This is a genomic window from uncultured Pseudomonas sp., from assembly GCF_913774235.1.
GTDB lineage: Bacteria > Pseudomonadota > Gammaproteobacteria > Pseudomonadales > Pseudomonadaceae > Chryseomonas.
Genome location: NZ_CAJYDW010000013.1, coordinates 35646 through 50967, shown reverse-complemented (window position 1 = coordinate 50967; position 15322 = coordinate 35646). Strand labels below are relative to the sequence as shown.

Annotated in this window: 14 protein-coding genes; 4 read left to right on the top strand and 10 right to left on the bottom strand. The window is 64.7% G+C overall.

Going from position 1 to position 15322, the window contains the following annotated elements:
• Positions 1–158 precede the first annotated feature (158 nt).
• Both QZ471_RS14165 and QZ471_RS14160 read left to right on the top strand, forming a co-directional pair.
• Positions 159–635, top strand: coding sequence for a hypothetical protein (locus tag QZ471_RS14165; RefSeq protein ID WP_295464806.1), 477 nt, complete (start codon positions 159–161; stop codon positions 633–635).
• A gap of 9 nt (positions 636–644) precedes the next feature.
• A complete protein-coding gene (locus QZ471_RS14160; RefSeq protein ID WP_295464804.1) occupies positions 645–1148 on the top strand; it encodes a DUF5384 family protein in 504 nt (167 codons plus the stop codon).
• A gap of 66 nt (positions 1149–1214) precedes the next feature.
• Here the strand turns inward: QZ471_RS14160 and QZ471_RS14155 are convergent, their stop codons facing one another.
• From QZ471_RS14155 to QZ471_RS14140, 4 genes are all read right to left on the bottom strand, one after another.
• Positions 1215–1991, bottom strand: coding sequence for a MetQ/NlpA family ABC transporter substrate-binding protein (locus tag QZ471_RS14155; RefSeq protein WP_295464802.1), 777 nt, complete (start codon positions 1989–1991; stop codon positions 1215–1217).
• A 68-nt stretch (positions 1992–2059) separates the two neighbouring features.
• On the bottom strand, positions 2060–2848 hold the full coding sequence (locus QZ471_RS14150) for a MetQ/NlpA family ABC transporter substrate-binding protein (protein WP_295464800.1): 789 nt from the start codon (positions 2846–2848) through the stop codon (positions 2060–2062).
• 33 nt (positions 2849–2881) lie between these two features.
• Positions 2882–3547 (bottom strand): methionine ABC transporter permease, encoded by a 666-nt coding sequence (locus QZ471_RS14145; protein WP_295464798.1) that lies wholly within the window; start codon positions 3545–3547, stop codon positions 2882–2884.
• The gene (locus tag QZ471_RS14140) at positions 3547–4554 is read right to left on the bottom strand and encodes a methionine ABC transporter ATP-binding protein (RefSeq protein WP_295465005.1); all 1008 of its coding nucleotides are present in this window, start codon (positions 4552–4554) and stop codon (positions 3547–3549) included. Before QZ471_RS14140 ends, QZ471_RS14145 begins: the two co-directional genes overlap by 1 nt.
• 286 nt (positions 4555–4840) lie before the next feature.
• On the opposite strand from QZ471_RS14140, the gene katE reads away from it, so the two are divergent.
• On the top strand, positions 4841–6970 hold the full coding sequence (gene katE / locus QZ471_RS14135; RefSeq protein ID WP_295464796.1) for a catalase HPII: 2130 nt from the start codon (positions 4841–4843) through the stop codon (positions 6968–6970).
• A gap of 134 nt (positions 6971–7104) precedes the next feature.
• Here katE and QZ471_RS14130 read toward each other — a convergent pair whose 3' ends face one another.
• Genes QZ471_RS14130 through rpoZ form a run of 3 tightly spaced genes read right to left on the bottom strand, consistent with a single transcriptional unit; the run spans position 7105 to position 9980 of the window.
• The gene (locus QZ471_RS14130) at positions 7105–7485 is read right to left on the bottom strand and encodes a RidA family protein (RefSeq protein ID WP_271653379.1); all 381 of its coding nucleotides are present in this window, start codon (positions 7483–7485) and stop codon (positions 7105–7107) included.
• A 59-nt stretch (positions 7486–7544) separates the two neighbouring features.
• Positions 7545–9704 carry a bifunctional GTP diphosphokinase/guanosine-3',5'-bis pyrophosphate 3'-pyrophosphohydrolase gene (gene spoT, locus QZ471_RS14125; RefSeq protein WP_295464792.1) on the bottom strand — a complete coding sequence of 720 codons (2160 nt, stop codon included), beginning with the start codon at positions 9702–9704 and terminating at the stop codon, positions 7545–7547.
• Between the two features lie 3 nt (positions 9705–9707).
• On the bottom strand, positions 9708–9980 hold the full coding sequence (rpoZ, locus tag QZ471_RS14120; RefSeq protein ID WP_017639297.1) for a DNA-directed RNA polymerase subunit omega: 273 nt from the start codon (positions 9978–9980) through the stop codon (positions 9708–9710).
• A 306-nt stretch (positions 9981–10286) separates the two neighbouring features.
• Here rpoZ and QZ471_RS14115 point away from each other — a divergent pair, with 306 nt between their 5' ends.
• On the top strand, positions 10287–11279 hold the full coding sequence (locus tag QZ471_RS14115) for an Abi family protein (protein WP_295464788.1): 993 nt from the start codon (positions 10287–10289) through the stop codon (positions 11277–11279).
• Between the two features lie 181 nt (positions 11280–11460).
• Here QZ471_RS14115 and QZ471_RS14110 read toward each other — a convergent pair whose 3' ends face one another.
• Genes QZ471_RS14110 through glcF form a run of 3 tightly spaced genes read right to left on the bottom strand, consistent with a single transcriptional unit; the run spans position 11461 to position 15316 of the window.
• On the bottom strand, positions 11461–13635 hold the full coding sequence (locus QZ471_RS14110; RefSeq protein ID WP_295464787.1) for a malate synthase G: 2175 nt from the start codon (positions 13633–13635) through the stop codon (positions 11461–11463).
• A 30-nt stretch (positions 13636–13665) separates the two neighbouring features.
• Positions 13666–14070 carry a heme-binding protein gene (locus QZ471_RS14105; protein WP_058760429.1) on the bottom strand — a complete coding sequence of 135 codons (405 nt, stop codon included), beginning with the start codon at positions 14068–14070 and terminating at the stop codon, positions 13666–13668.
• A gap of 13 nt (positions 14071–14083) precedes the next feature.
• Positions 14084–15316 (bottom strand): glycolate oxidase subunit GlcF, encoded by a 1233-nt coding sequence (glcF, locus tag QZ471_RS14100; RefSeq protein ID WP_295464784.1) that lies wholly within the window; start codon positions 15314–15316, stop codon positions 14084–14086.
• Positions 15317–15322: the final 6 nt, after the last annotated feature.

The window sequence follows — 15322 nt, the reverse complement described above, 5'->3', positions numbered from 1 at the left end:
AAAGAGAAACGGACGTTCCCCCTCTTAGTCCCCCCTTTTCCTTTCCCATCTGTCCCTGGACGTATCGTCACGCCGGAACACCAGGCTCCGGCGCTCTTGCTGGCGCTCATAAGGAAATGCTCATGCAGTACAAAGGATGGGGAATCACGGGTCTTGTCATGGCTCTGGCAAGCCTGAGCGGCTGCCAGACCCCGAATGCCGACAACTACGCATCCAATGTCTACACCGTGAATCAGGTGAATGCCCGACAGTTGGCGAGAACGGTCAACATCCTAGCCATCCTGCCGGCGAAGATCGAAGTCAACGACACCAGTTCCCAGCAAAACACCCAACTGATCGGCGCCCTGCTGGGGGTGGTGACGGGCGCCGTGCTGGGCAACAGCCTGGGTGGTGCGGGCGGCGGGATGCTGGGCGGTATAGGCGGCGGAGCGCTCGGCGCGGCCGGCGGTTCGGTGCTGCCCCACACCCGCCTGGTCGATGGCGTCTCCATCACCTATGCCGACGCCGGCGAGACCTTCAACTCGGCCCAGGTCGGCCTACCCTGCCAGTTCGCGCCGGGCACGGCGATCATGGTGGCTTCCTCGCCTACGGAAACGCGAATCCAGCCCAATGCCACCTGTCCTGTCGCCAGGTAGGAGTAAGACATGCGTGCCTTTCTCTTGATTGCAGCCCTGCTGCTGGTGACGACCGCCACAGCCGCCGACTTACAGACCCAAATCGACACCGTGCGTCAAGCCGAGCTGGGCCAGCAAGCCGAACGCCGCGCCGAGTGGGAATACCGCCTGCGCGAGCAGCAGGCGGCCTGGCAGTGGGAGTACGATCACTGGCTGGCCGAAAAGCGGCGTATCGAAGCCGCACGCGCCTCCCGCGAAGCCGAGCGCCGCGCCGACAAGCGCCGTGAACAGGTTTACGAAGATGAGTTGCGTCGCCTGGATATCGAGGAGCGCAAGCTTCGTCTCACCCAGCTCAAGACCCGTACCGAGCGCAGCGGCGAATTCATCGACCAGGAGCTGCACGGGGAAGCGGCGCGCACCGATGAGATCCAGTCGCGGGCTGACGCCAACCGCAATCTGTCCGAAGGCGCCAAGACTCTGATGCAGAGCGAAGGCGCTGCGCGGGAAAAAGAGGCGAGTAGCTGGTTCAAATGACCCGGCCCTGCCCATTCACCATAGAAAACGCCGGCGCAAGGCCGGCGTTTTCTATGGTGGCAAAGCTCAGAACGCCGGCACCACGGCGCCCTTGTACTTCTCTTCGATGAATTGCTTCACCGCCGGGGTGTTCAGCGCCTTGGCCAGCTTCTGCACGGCATCGCTGTCCTTGTTGTCCGGACGGGCGACCAGGATGTTGGCGTAGGGCGATTCCTTGCCTTCCAGCAGCAGGGCGTCCTGGGTCGGATTGAGCTTGGCTTCCAGAGCGTAGTTGGTGTTGATCAGCGCCAGGTCGACCTGGTTCAGCACCCGCGGCAGGGTCGCGGCTTCCAGCTCCTTGAACTTGAGCTTCTTCGGATTCTCGGCGATGTCCTTGGGCGTGGCGAGGATGTTGGCGCTGTTCTTGAGCTTGATCAGCCCGGCCTTTTCCAGCAGCAGCAGGGCACGGCCGCCGTTGGTGGCGTCGCTGGGGATGGCCACGACGGCGCCTTCGCGCAGTTCGTCGAGCTTCTTGATCTTTTGCGAGTAGATGCCGAAGGGCTCGACATGCACCTGGGCGACGGTCACCAGGTCGGTACCGCGGCTCTTGTTGAATTCGTCCAGGTAGGGCTGGTGCTGGAAGAAGTTGGCGTCCAGACGCTTCTGGGCCACCTGCAGGTTGGGCTGCACGTAGTCGGTGAAGACCTTGATCTGCAGGTCCACCCCTTCCTTGGCCAGTTGGGGTTTGACGAATTCAAGGATCTCGGCGTGGGGCACCGGGGTGGCGGCGACGCTGAGGGTCTCGGCGGCGTGGGCGGTCAGGCTGGCGGCCAGCAGGGCAGCGGTGGCGAGCAGTTTCTTCATGGCAGTTTCCTAGAACGGGGTGGAACCGTCGGCGCCTCTGCGGGCGTCGACGGCAGTGGAGCAGAGGCTTAAAAGGCGGGAACGACGGCGCCCTGATACTTCTTCTCGATGAATTGCTTCACCTCGGGGGTGGTCAGGGCCTTGGCCAGCTTCTGGATGGCCGGGTCGTTGGCCTTGTCGGCACGGGTGTAGAGCAGGTTGGCGTAGGGCGACTCGCCGCTTTCGATGAAGATAGCGTCCTTGGTCGGCACCAGCTTGGCTTCCAGGGCGTAGTTGGCGTTGATCAGCGCCAGATCGACCTGGTTCAGCACACGCGGCAGAGTCGCGGCTTCCAGCTCCTTGAACTTCAGGTGCTTGGGATTCTCGGCGATGTCCCGCGGGGTGGCGGTGACGTTGCTCGGGTCCTTGAGGGTGATCAGGCCCTGCTTGGCGATCAGCAGCAGCGCGCGACCGGAGTTGCTCGGGTCGTTGGGAATGGCCACGGTGGCGCCGTCCTTGAGCTCCTTGATGTCCTTGATCTTCTGCGAATAGGCACCGAAGGGCTCGACGTGCACCGCCACTACCGGCACCTGGTCGCTGCTCGGATTGCTCTTCTTGTAGCTGGCGTAATAGGGCTTGGTCTGGAAGTAGTTGGCATCCACCTGCTTCTGATCGGTCTGGCGATCCGGCTGGATGTAGTCGGTGAAGACCTTGATCTTGAGGTCCACGCCTTCCTTGGCCAGCTGCGGCTTGATGAATTCCAGGATCTCCGCGTGGGGAACCGGATTGACCGCGACGGTCAGGGTCTCGGCGGCCTGGGCGGCGGTGGCGACACCCAGGCCGAAGGCCAGGGACAGCAGGGTACGTTTCAGCGACATCTGGATTTTCCTTGTATGGACCTTCGGGTGGGATCAACGACGACTGAAATGGGCGACGAGCCTATCGCCGACCATCTGCAGTACCTGGACCAGCACCAGCAGCAAGAGCACCGTGACCACCATGACGTCGGTCTGGAAGCGCTGGTAGCCGAAACGAATGGCCAGGTCACCCAGGCCGCCGCCGCCGATCACCCCGGCCATGGCGGTGTAGGACACCAGGGCGATGGCGGTGACGGTGGTGGCCGCGATCAGCCCCGGCAGGGCCTCGGGCAACAGCGTACGGGTGACGATCTGCCAGAGGCTGGCGCCCATGGCCTGGGTGGCCTCGATGATGCCGCGGTCGACCTCGCGCAGGGCGGTCTCCACCAGCCGGGCGAAGAAGGGCGCGGCGCCCACCACCAGCGGCGGAATGGCGCCCTCGACGCCCAGGGAGGTGCCGATCAGCCAGACCGTGATGGGGATCATCAGGATCAGCAGGATGATGAAGGGCACCGAGCGCAGCACATTGACCACGAAGGAGAGGATGCCGTAGACCAGCGGTTGCTCCAGCAGCTGGCGGCGGCTGGTGAGAAACAGCAGCACGCCCAGCGGCAGCCCGAGGATCAGGGTGAAGAGCATGGACCAGCCGAGCATGGCCAGGGTGTCCTGGGTCGCCTGCCCGATCTCGGCCCAGTCGATGTTGGTGAAGAGTTCGTCCATCAGCGCAGGACCTCCACGGTGACGTCGGCGGCCTGGAAGCGAGCCAGGGCGGCATCCAGGTCACCGCCCACCAGGGCGATGGTGAGCTGGCCATAGGGCTCGTCCCGGATGCGGTCGATGCGACCGCCGAGAATGCTGTAGTCCACACCGGTCTCGCGGGCGACGTGGCCCAGGAGCGGTGCATAGGTGGCTTCGCCGCGGAAGGTCAGGCGCAGGATGCGGCCTTCGACGTGGGCATAGGCGTCGGCCAGGTCGGCTTCGTCCTGGTGTTCGGCCTCGAAGACGAAGCGACGGGTGGTGGGATGTTGCGGATGCAGGAAGACATCGGCGACGGCGCCCTGCTCCACCACGGCGCCGCCATCGAGCACGGCGACGCGATCGCAGACGCGGCGGATCACGTCCATCTCGTGGGTGATCAGCACGATGGTCAGCCCCAGCTCGCGATTGAGCTCGGCGAGCAGTTGCAGCACCTGGGCGGTGGTCTGGGGGTCGAGGGCGCTGGTGGCCTCGTCGCAGAGCAGGATCTTCGGCTCGGTGGCCAGGGCGCGGGCGATGCCGACGCGCTGCTTCTGGCCGCCGGAGAGTTGCGCCGGATACTTGCGCGCCTGGTCGGACAGGCCGACCCGTGCCAGCAACTCCTCGACACGCTGGGCGATCTGCGCCCGCGAACGCCCGCCGGCCAGTTCCAGCGGCATGGCCACGTTGGCCGCCACGGTCTTGGACGAGAGCAGATTGAAGTGCTGGAAGATCATGCCGATACGGCGACGAAAGTCGCGCAGCTCAGTGGAGCCCAGGGCAGTGACCTCGGCGCCATCGACCAGCAGGCGACCGCCGCTGGGGGCTTCGAGACGGTTGATCAGGCGCAAAAGGGTGCTCTTGCCCGCGCCGGAATGGCCGATCAGGCCGAAGATCTCGCCGGCTTCGATCCTCAGGTCGACCGGCTGGAGCGCCGCGACCTCGCGACCGCGCGTGCGGTACGTCTTGTGGACAGCATGGAATTCGATCAATGGAAGAACCTTGTGGGTATCGTCGGACAACAGGAGGGTGATCCCGGCGCGCAGTTTAACGTGCGCGCTTATATCTGCTTAGCACTTGTTATCGGATGTTAAGCCCATAAAGGCATATGGCCAGTGCCAGAGAGAATCCCGCGCCCAAGGAAACAGCCCGTCGCTTCGTACCATCTGAACGGAACACCGGCTCGCACCGGCTAGTCACTACAGGACTGCCTGAATTCGCCCCACATTCCGTAGGGGACGTAAAGAGCGCCTTCCAGGCGCCTGATGAGGACTTTCCATGGCTACGCCCCCCAAGAGTGAACTCGCCGGTACCGATACCCTGGATCGCCAGAACACCTCGAAGAAAACCGAGCAACTGGAACAATTCCGCTCCGATGCCACCGGCCAGGCACTGCGCACCAATCACGGCGTGAAGATCGCCGACAACCAGAATTCGCTGCGCGCCGGCACCCGCGGGCCTTCCCTGCTCGAAGACTTCATCATGCGGGAGAAGATCACCCACTTCGACCACGAGCGCATCCCGGAGCGTATCGTCCATGCCCGCGGGACCGGTGCCTACGGCTACTTCCAGCCCTACCAGGACTGGTCCGACCTGACCAAGGCCGCGCTGTTCCGCGACCCCAACCACCAGACCCCGGTGTTCGTCCGCTTCTCCACCGTTCAGGGCCCCCGCGGCTCAGGCGATACGGTGCGCGACGTGCGCGGCTTCGCCATCAAGTTCTACACCGAGGAAGGCAACTGGGACATGGTCGGCAACAACATGCCGGTCTTCTTCATCCAAGACGCCATCAAGTTTCCCGACTTCGTCCACGCGGTGAAACCCGAGCCGCACAACGAGATCCCCACCGGCGGCAGCGCCCACGACACCTTCTGGGACTTCGTCTCTCTGGTGCCCGAGTCGGCGCACATGGTGCTCTGGACCATGACCGACCGCGCCATCCCGGTGAACCTGCGCAGCATGCAGGGCTTCGGCATCCACACCTTCCGCATGATCAACACCGCCGGCAAGGGCGTCTTCGTCAAGATCCACCTCAAGCCCGCCGGTGGCGTGCGCTCCCTGGTGTGGGACGAAGCCCAGAAGCTGGCCGGCAAGGATACCGATGCCCACCGTCGTGACCTCTGGGAAGCCATCGAGGCCGGCGACTATCCCGAGTGGGAATTCGGCGTACAGATCATTCCCGAGGAAGACGAGCACAAGTTCGACTGGGACATCCTCGACGCCACCAAGATCATTCCCGAGGAGCTGGTGCCCATCACCCCGCTGGGCAAGCTGGTGCTCAACCGCAACCCGGACAACTACTTCGCCGAGACCGAGCAGGTGGCCTTCTGCCCCGGCCATGTCGTGCCCGGTATCGACTTCAGCAACGACCCCCTGTTGCAGGGTCGGTTGTTCTCCTACACCGACACCCAGATCAGCCGTCTCGGTGGGCCGAACTTCCACGAACTGCCGGTCAACCGCCCGGTGGTGCCGAACCACAATGGCCAGCGCGACGCCAAGTACCGCATGACCATCGACAAGGGTCGCGCCTCCTACGAGCCCAACTCCATCGACGGCGGCTGGCCCAAGGAAACCCCGCCGGCGCCCCAGGATGGCGGCTTCGAGAGCTACTACGAGCGCATCGATGGCTACAAGGTGCGCGAGCGTAGCGAGACCTTCGGCGACCACTTCTCCCAGGCCACACTGTTCTACAACAGCCTGTCGGAAGCCGAGCAGGCCCACGTCGCCGATGCCTACAGCTTCGAACTGGGCAAGGTCGAGCGGATGTGGATTCGCGAGCGCCAGGTCAACGAGATCCTCGCCAACATCGACCTGGAGCTGGCACAGAAGGTGGCCAAGAAGGTCGGCGTGACCCCGCCCATCGCGCCCACCGTACAACCGCGCAAGATCTCCATCGACAAGTCGCCGGCGCTGAGCCAGCTCAATCTGCTGTCCGGTAACATCAAGGGCTTCAAGGTGGCGGTGTTGGTGGGTGACGGCGTCATCGCCAGCGAGGTGGACGCCATCAAGCAAGCGCTCAAGGCCGAAGGCGCCCATGTGAAGGTGCTCGGCCCCACCGCCGGCCCGGTCAAGGCCGCCGACGGCAGCGAAGTCGCCGTGGACGGCTCGGCCGAGGGCATGCCTTCGGTGGCGCTGGACGCGGTCTATGTGCCGGGTGGCGACGAGAGCGTCAAGGCCATGCTCGATGACGGCGTGATCAAGCACTACCTGCTGGAAGCCTACAAGCACCTCAAGGCCATCGCCCTGACCGGCGAAGCCGAGCAGCTGCTCAAGGCGGTCTACCTGAGCCCCGACGAGGCGCTGCTGACCGGCAGCGACTTCAAGGCGGTGCAACAGGACTTTTTTGCTGCCATCGCCAAGCACCGTTGCTGGGCGCGGATGCCGAAGATCAAGTCCATCCCGGCCTAAGCAGGCAGGCATGAAAAAAGCCGACCGTCGCGAGACGGTCGGCTTTTTTTATCTGGGGCCATCGCGGCCATGGGCCGCTCCTACAGGAGATCATGCTGCTGTAGGAGCGGCCCATGGCCGCGATTGACCACTGATTACCCCAGCACCAACACCCCATCCATCTCCACCTGCGACCCCTTCGGCAGCGCGGCTACACCAATGGCAGCGCGCGCCGGATAGGGCTGCTGGAAATAGCGGCCCATGATCTCGTTGACGGTGGCGAAGTGGGCCAGGTCGATCAGGAAGATGTTCAGCTTGACGATATCGGCCAGCGAACCACCGGCGGCCTCGGCAACGGCCTTGAGGTTTTCGAAGACCTGGACCACCTGGGCCTCGAAGCCGTCCACCAGCTCCATGCTGGTCGGGTTGAGCGGGATCTGCCCGGAGAGATAGACGGTGTCACCGACCTTGATCGCCTGGGAATAGGTACCAATGGCGGCGGGCGCCTTGTCGGTGTGGATCACTTGCTTGCTCATGGATCACTCCTGTGCGGGAAAGACCCGATTCTGCAAGCCGGTGGCAACCCGCTGCAACCTCAGCTGCGAACCCGAGTGATACCAGCTACGCCCTTGAGCGTGCGCAGCTTCTTGATCACTCGCGCCAGGTGCACGCGATCACGCACGCTGACTACCAGCTGGACCACGCTGACCCGGCCGTCACGCTCGTTCATGCCGATCTTCTCGACATTGGCGTCCACGGCGGTGACGTTGTTGGCCAGCATGGCGATCAGGCCGCGCTGGTGCTCCAGCTGGACGCGCAATTCGACGCTGAATTCGCCGGTGACGTCCTTGGCCCAGTTGAGCACGATGCACTTTTCGCTGTTGTGCCGGAATTCGGCAATGTTCCGGCAATTTTCCAGGTGGATCACCATGCCCTTGCCGGCCGAGAGGTGACCGACGATGGGATCGCCCGGAATCGGCGTACAGCACTTGGCGTAGCTGATCACCAGGCCTTCGGTGCCGCGGATCGCCAGCGGGCCCTGAGGAGTGGTGCTGGCCTGGGGTTCCAGCGGCTCTTCCTGCTCGCTGCCGGACACCAGGCGCCGCGCCACCACATAGGCCATGCGATTGCCCAGGCCGATCTCTTCGAGCAGGTCTTCCAGCACCACGCCCTTGTATTCGCCGAGCACCGAGAGGATGCGCATCGGCGAGATCTTCGACAGCTGAGTGCCGAAGCCGGACAGCGCCTTGTTCAGCAGCCGCTCGCCGAGGCTGATGGATTCGGAGCGACGCTGCTGCTTGAGCGCGTGGCGGATGTTGGTGCGCGCCTTGCCGGTGACCACGAAGTTGAGCCAGGCCGGATTGGGCCGGGCGCCGGGGGCGGTGACGATCTCCACCGTCTCGCCACTGCCCAGCGGCTGTGACAGCGGCGCCAGGCGGCGGTTGATGCGACAGGCGATGCAACTGTTGCCGACGTCGGTGTGCACCGCGTAGGCGAAGTCCACGGCCGTGGAGCCCTTGGGCAGCTCCATGATGCGGCCCTTGGGGGTGAAGACATAGACCTCGTCGGGGAAGAGGTCGATCTTCACGTTCTCGATGAATTCCAAGGAGTTGCCCGCACGTTGCTGCAACTCAAGGATGCCCTTCACCCACTGGCGCGCCCGCAGGTGGCTGGCGCGCGGCTCGTCGCCACCGGCCTTGTACAGGCCATGGGCGGCGATGCCGTTGTTGGCCATCTCTTCCATCTCGCGGGTGCGGATCTGGATCTCGATGGGCACGCCGTGCATACCGAACAGGGTGGTGTGCAGGGACTGGTAGCCGTTGGCCTTGGGGATAGCGATGTAGTCCTTGAAGCGCCCCGGGAACGGCTTGTAAAGATTGTGCACCGCACCGAGCACCCGGTAGCAGGTGTCGACCTTGTCGACGATGATGCGGAAGCCGTAGACGTCCATGATCTCGTTGAACGACTTCCGCTTGCCGCGCATCTTCTGGTAAATGCTGTGCAGGTGCTTCTCGCGGCCGACCACCTCGCCGTCGAGGCCGTCGCGAGCCAGGCAGTTGGCCAGGGATTCCTGGATCTTGCCGAGGATCTCGCGGCGATTGCCCCGTGCGGTCTTGACCGCCCGCTGGATGCGTTCGGCGCGCATCGGGTGCATGGCGCGGAAACCCAGGTCCTCGAACTCTACATAGAAATCGTGCATGCCCAGCCGGTTGGCGATGGGCGCGTAGATTTCCAGGGTTTCCTTGGCGATGCGCCGGCTCTTGTCCGGCGGCATGGCGTCCAGGGTGCGCATGTTGTGCAGCCGGTCGGCCAGCTTGACCAGGATGACGCGGATGTCCTTGGACATCGCCATGGTCATCTTCTGGAAGTTCTCCGCCTGGGCCTCGGCCTTGGTCTCGAACTTCATCTGGGTCAGCTTGCTGACCCCGTCCACCAGCTCCGCCACCGTCTCGCCGAACTGGCCGGCAAGGGCCTCCTTGGCGATGCCGGTGTCCTCGATCACGTCGTGCAGCATGGCGGCCATCAGGCTCTGATGGTCCATGTGCATGTCGGCGAGGATGTTGGCGACGGCCAACGGATGGGTGACGTAGGGCTCGCCGCTGCGGCGGCGCTGCCCGTCGTGAGCCTGCTCGGCATAGTAGTAGGCCCGCCGGACCAGGTTGACCTGGTCCGGGGTCAGGTAGTCCGCCAGACGCTCGGCCAGCAAATCGATGCCGGTCGGGCGGACGTCACTATGCGCAGGCTCGGCGGCCATGGCTTAGAGGGCCTCGCCGTCCGCTTCGTCGTTGACTTCGAAGGCGGCGAACAGGGGCTCTTCCTCGACGATGTCGTCCAGACGGATGACTTCCTCGTCGACCAGGCCTTCGGCGATTTCGCGCAGGGCGACGACGGTGGGCTTGTCGTTGTCCCACGGTACCTTGGGCTCCTTGCCGCCGGTAGCCAGCTGGCGCGAGCGCTTGGTGGCGAGCATGACCAGCTCGAATCGGTTGTCTACGTTATCCAGGCAGTCTTCGACAGTGACGCGGGCCATGGTCTTCCTCGTGGCGATGATGATCCCGGGAACGGGTGACCCGATAGTATAAAAATTCGCCAGTGGCAAGGGAAGAGGCGGTGGTCGGAGGGCCAGCGGTCGTCAATGCTGTTCCGGAGAGGGTCCGCCCCGAGCAAAAGGCTTCTGCCTGATCCGCTGGATCACCAACGTACTGTGAGCTTTCCTTTTACTCGCAGAATACTCCTGCTTAAGCTCTCTTCGAGAAGACCCGAGGGATCGCACAGCTCGGGATAGAGGCTATTTGCTAAGCCTCTGCATAGCTTTCTGATCAAAAGGAATGGATCAATGTCGGGATACGCCAAGCCATGGATGAGCGTGGATGATCAGCTGGCTCAATTGACTCGACGGGGTCTGACCATCACCGATAGAACGTTGGCGCTCAACTACCTGAGCCGAATCGGCTATTACCGTCTGAGCGGCTATTGGTATGCGTTCCGAGAGCGAAGCGGTGCCGTGGTGTTGCTCGATAGGGGTAAGAAGCCGCAAAAGCTCAGGGTCACCACCTTGGCGCTGGACGATTTCAAAGTCGGTGCCACCTTCCAGAATGCCGTCGACCTCTATGTGTTCGACAAGAAGCTACGACTACTGACGCTGGATGCCCTGGAGCGCATTGAAGTCGGCTTGAGAGTCGACATCGCCTACTGCCTCGGCGCCAGAGACGCCTTTGCCTACCTGCGCCCCGAACTATTGCACGGCGACTTCAGCAGCAAACTTGATCCTCGAACCGGACTCAGCCGCCACCACGACTGGCTGGGGCGTCAGGCAAAATTGATCGCCCGCTCCAAGGAAGACTTTATTCGGCATTGCAAGGATAAGTACGGGCTGCCTTTGCCAATCTGGATAGCGGCGGAAGTTTGGGATTTCGGCACGACGTCCACGTTGTACAGTGGCCTGCAAGAGACCGAACAGGACGCCATTGCAGCCAAGTATGGACTATCGAACGGTCGTATCTTTTCGTCCTGGTTACGTAGCCTCAACTATCTACGTAATGTTTGCGCGCACCACAGCCGACTGTGGAATCGCAACATCGTCGATCAGCCGAAGCTGCCCTCCTTGACCGAGGCGCCTTGGACACAGCCTTTCATAGGTAATGCCCATGCTCTGGCGCGCTGCTATCTACTGCTGCGTATGACACGCCATCTTCTAGACGTCGTGAATCCTCGATCAACCTGGTCACAGCGAATCAAGGCGCATCTACTGAGTTTCCCGGAGCTATCACACCTAGGCCTGAACATCGCAGGCATGGGCGCCCAGCCTGGCTGGGAAGCCGACTGGTAAAACGCAGACAATAAAAAACCCCTCAGCAGCTTCATCACCTAAGTGAGTCAGCCGAGAGGGGCCGTGTTGGGATCCATACTAGGGAACGACCTGAGGTCCGTCAAGCCGGTGCATACGGCGTTGGATCAAGGGCCTCAACGCTCGCTCCGCAAGCTACGTCCGAGCGTTGAGAATCATACCTTCAGGCCCCGGCTTTCTTCTTCAACCGCCAGGCGTGCAGCAGCGGTTCGGTGTAGCCGCTGGGCTGCTCGCGGCCCTTGAAGATGAGGTCGCGGGCGGCGCGGTAGGCGTAGGACGTGTCGAAGTGGCCGGCCATGGGCTCGTAGAGCGCATCGCCGGCGTTCTGGCCGTCGACCACCTTGGCCATGCGCTGCAGCGTCTCGTCCACCTGTTCGGCGCTGACCACACCGTGGTGCAGCCAGTTGGCGATGTGCTGGCTGGAGATGCGCAGGGTGGCGCGGTCTTCCATCAGGCCGACGTCATGGATGTCGGGCACCTTGGAACAGCCCACGCCCTGGTCGACCCAGCGCACCACGTAGCCGAGGATGCCCTGGCAGTTGTTGTCCAGCTCCTGCTGGATGGCTTCGGCGGACCAGTCCGGCGACTCGGCCACCGGCACGCTGAGCAGCCCGGCGAGCAATTCGCCGCGGGCGGCATCGACGTCGCTGCGCTCCAGTTCCTGCTGTACCTGCTGGACGTTGACCTGGTGGTAATGCAGGGCGTGCAGCACGGCGGCGGTGGGCGACGGCACCCAAGCGGTGTTGGCGCCGGCCTTGGGATGGCCGATCTTCTGCTCCAGCATGGCGGCCATCAGATCCGGCATGGCCCACATGCCCTTGCCGATCTGCGCCTTGCCGCGCAGGCCGCAGGCCAGGCCGACCAGCACGTTGTTGCGCTCGTAGGCGGTGATCCACTTGGAGGTCTTCATGTCGCCCTTGCGCAGCATGGGACCGGCCAGCATGGCGGTGTGCATCTCGTCGCCGGTGCGGTCGAGGAAGCCGGTGTTGATGAAGGCCACTCGCGCCGCGGCGGCGGCGATGCAGGCCTTGAGGTTGACGCTGGTGCGGCGTTCCTCGTCCATGATGCCCAGCTTGACCGTATTGGCCGGCAGCCCCAACAGGGCTTCGACACGGTCGAACAGCTGGACGGCAAAGGCCACCTCGGCCGGGCCGTGCATCTTGGGTTTGACGATGTACACCGAGCCGCTGCGGGAATTGCCCTGGCGCTTGAGGTCGTGCATCGCGATGGTCACGGTGACCACGGCGTCGAGGATGCCCTCGGGGATCTCACGCCCATCTTCCAGCAGCACCGCCGGGTTGGTCATCAGGTGGCCGACGTTACGGATGAACAGCAGCGAACGCCCGTGCAGGGTCAGCGGCTGGCCGTTGGCACCCTGGTATTCGCGGTCGGAGTTGAGGCGGCGGGTAAAGGTCTCGCCGCCCTTGCTGACTTCCTCGGCCAGGTCGCCCTTCATCAGGCCCAGCCAGTTGCGATAGGCCAAGACCTTGTCGGCGGCATCCACCGCGGCGATGGAGTCTTCCAGGTCCATGATGGTGCTGACCGCGGCCTCCATCAGCAGGTCCTTGACCCCGGCGGCGTCGGTCTTGCCGATGGTGCTATCGCGGTCGATCTGGATCTCCAGGTGTAGGCCGTTATGGCGCAGCAGCACGGCCGAGGGCGCGGCGGCATCGCCCTGGTAGCCGACGAAGACGGCCGGATCGGCCAGTTCGCTGGTGCCGCTCTTGAGGTCCACCACCAGGCGGCCGTCCTGGATGCGGTAGGCGGTGGCGTCCTGGTGCGAGCCGCTGGCCAGGGGCGCCACGCCGTCCAGCACCTGGCGGGCGAAGGCCACCACCTTGGCACCGCGGACGGGGTTGTAGCCCTTGCCACGCTCGGCGCCGTCGGTCTCGGGCAGAGCATCGGTGCCGTAGAGGGCGTCGTACAGCGAGCCCCAGCGGGCGTTGGCGGCGTTCAGGGCGTAGCGGGCGTTGAGCACCGGCACCACCAGCTGCGGACCGGCCTGCTCGGCGATCTCGCGGTCGACGCCCGAGGTCGAGGCCTGCACCTGGCCGGGCACCGGCTGCAGATAGCCGATGCCTTCCAGGAAGCTCTGGTAGGCGGCCACGTCGGTCACCGGGCCGGGATGGGCACTGTGCCAGTTGTCCAGTTCCACCTGCAGGCGATCACGCTCGGCCAAGAGTTCGCGATTGCGCGGCGCCAGCTCGTGCACCAGTTGGTCCACCCCCGACCAGAAGGCGGCGGTGTCGAGCCCGGTGCCGGGCAGCACTTCCTCGTCGATGAAGCGCTGCAGCTCGGTGGCCACCTGCAGGCGGCCCAGGGTAGTACGGTCGGTCATGATGGCTTTCCTTAATGTGAAGCGTTGAATTCAGTTGAGGGCTGCAATCGCGGCCTTGGCAACCTGGGCATCTTCCGGCGCCTTGACGCCCGAGACGCCGACGGCGCCCACCACCTGGCCGTCTACCAGGATGGGCACCCCGCCTTCGAGCATGCCCTGCATCAGTGGCGCGCTGAGAAAGGCGGTGCGGCCGTTGTTGATCATCTCTTCCAGCGCCTTGGACTCCTTGCGCGCCAGGGCGGCGCTGCGGGCCTTTTCCGGGGCGATGTAGGCGCTGTTGGGCGCGGCGCCGTCGAGGCGCAGCAGCGCCAGCGGATGACCGCCGTCGTCGGCCACGGCGATGCACACGGCCCAGCCCTGGCGCTCGGCTTCGGCGCGGCCGGCGGCCAGCAGGGTGTCGATCTCGGCGAGGGTGAGCACGGCTTTGGTCTTCATGGGGCCTCCAGGGTCAGGCTTGGGTCGGGGCGGCCAGGGCCGCGTCGAGGATTTCGATCCAGTGGCGCACGGGAGTACGCCCGGCGCCGTCGAGATGGCTCTGGCAGCCGATGTTGGCGGTGGCGATCACCTCCGGCCGGCCGCTCTCCAGGGCGTCGAGCTTGGCGTCGCGCAGCCGCCGCGACAAGTCCGGCTGGGTCAGCGAATAGGTACCGGCCGAGCCGCAGCAGAGGTGGCCGTCCGGCACCGGCGCCAGGGGGAAGCCGAGGCGCTGCAGCACGCCTTCCACGGCGCCGCCCAGGCGCTGGGCGTGCTGCAGGGTGCAAGGGCAATGGAAGGCCAGCCGCGGGGTGTTGGCCAGGCGCAATTCTTCCAGCGGCAGTTCGCGCAGCACCTCCACCAGGTCGCGGGTGCGCGCCGAGACTTCCCGCGCCTTGGCAGCATAGGCCGGATCGTCCTTGAGCAGGCTGGCGTATTCCTTGACGAAGGCACCGCAGCCGCTGGCGGTCTGGATGATGGCCTCGGCGCCGGCCTGCAGCGCCGGCCACCAGGCGTCGATGTTGCGCCGGGCGCGGTCGAGGCCGGCCTCCTGGGCGTTGAGGTGGTAGTCAACCGCGCCGCAGCAGCCGGCACGGGGCGCCGCTTCCAGGCTGATGCCGAGGCGATCCAGCACCCGTGCGGCGGCGGCATTGGTATTGGGCGACAGCCCCGGCTGCACGCAGCCTTCGAGGATCAGCATGCGCCGGGCATGGCGCGGCGCCGGCCGTACACCGGGGGCGGCGATGCGCGCCGGCAACTTGGCCTGGACACTGGCCGGCAGCAGCGGCTTCAGCGCCTGGCCGCTTTTCAGCAGCGCCCCGAACAGCCGCGGCTGCGGCAGCACCTGGCGTAGCCCGGCGCGCAGCAGGCGCTGGCCCAGCGGCCGGGGCACCCGGCGCTCCACCTCGGCGCGGCCGACGTCGAGCAATTCGTGATAGGACACGCCCGAGGGACAGGTGGTCTCGCAATTGCGGCAGGTCAGGCAGCGGTCGAGGTGCTCGCGGGTCTTCTCGCTGACCTCGCCACCTTCGAGCATGCCCTTGATCAGGTAGATCCGGCCACGCGGACCGTCCAGCTCGTCGCCAAGCAACTGGTAGGTTGGGCAGGTGGCGTTGCAGAAGCCGCAGTGCACGCAGCTGCGCAGCACCCGCTCGGCATCGGCGGCGCGGGGCAGTTCGCGAGCGGCGGGACTCAGATTGGTTTGCATAGCTCG

Coding starts and splice junctions, on each gene's coding strand:
- katE (WP_295464796.1), top strand. CDS start 4,841: ATGGCTACGCCCCCCAAGAGTGAACTCGCCGGTACCGATACCCTGGAT.
- QZ471_RS14165 (WP_295464806.1), top strand. CDS start 159: ATGGCTCTGGCAAGCCTGAGCGGCTGCCAGACCCCGAATGCCGACAAC.
- spoT (WP_295464792.1), bottom strand. CDS start 9,704: ATGGCCGCCGAGCCTGCGCATAGTGACGTCCGCCCGACCGGCATCGAT.
- QZ471_RS14130 (WP_271653379.1), bottom strand. CDS start 7,485: ATGAGCAAGCAAGTGATCCACACCGACAAGGCGCCCGCCGCCATTGGT.
- QZ471_RS14110 (WP_295464787.1), bottom strand. CDS start 13,635: ATGACCGACCGTACTACCCTGGGCCGCCTGCAGGTGGCCACCGAGCTG.
- QZ471_RS14160 (WP_295464804.1), top strand. CDS start 645: ATGCGTGCCTTTCTCTTGATTGCAGCCCTGCTGCTGGTGACGACCGCC.
- QZ471_RS14115 (WP_295464788.1), top strand. CDS start 10,287: ATGTCGGGATACGCCAAGCCATGGATGAGCGTGGATGATCAGCTGGCT.
- QZ471_RS14105 (WP_058760429.1), bottom strand. CDS start 14,070: ATGAAGACCAAAGCCGTGCTCACCCTCGCCGAGATCGACACCCTGCTG.
- rpoZ (WP_017639297.1), bottom strand. CDS start 9,980: ATGGCCCGCGTCACTGTCGAAGACTGCCTGGATAACGTAGACAACCGA.
- glcF (WP_295464784.1), bottom strand. CDS start 15,316: ATGCAAACCAATCTGAGTCCCGCCGCTCGCGAACTGCCCCGCGCCGCC.
- QZ471_RS14150 (WP_295464800.1), bottom strand. CDS start 2,848: ATGTCGCTGAAACGTACCCTGCTGTCCCTGGCCTTCGGCCTGGGTGTC.
- QZ471_RS14145 (WP_295464798.1), bottom strand. CDS start 3,547: ATGGACGAACTCTTCACCAACATCGACTGGGCCGAGATCGGGCAGGCG.
- QZ471_RS14155 (WP_295464802.1), bottom strand. CDS start 1,991: ATGAAGAAACTGCTCGCCACCGCTGCCCTGCTGGCCGCCAGCCTGACC.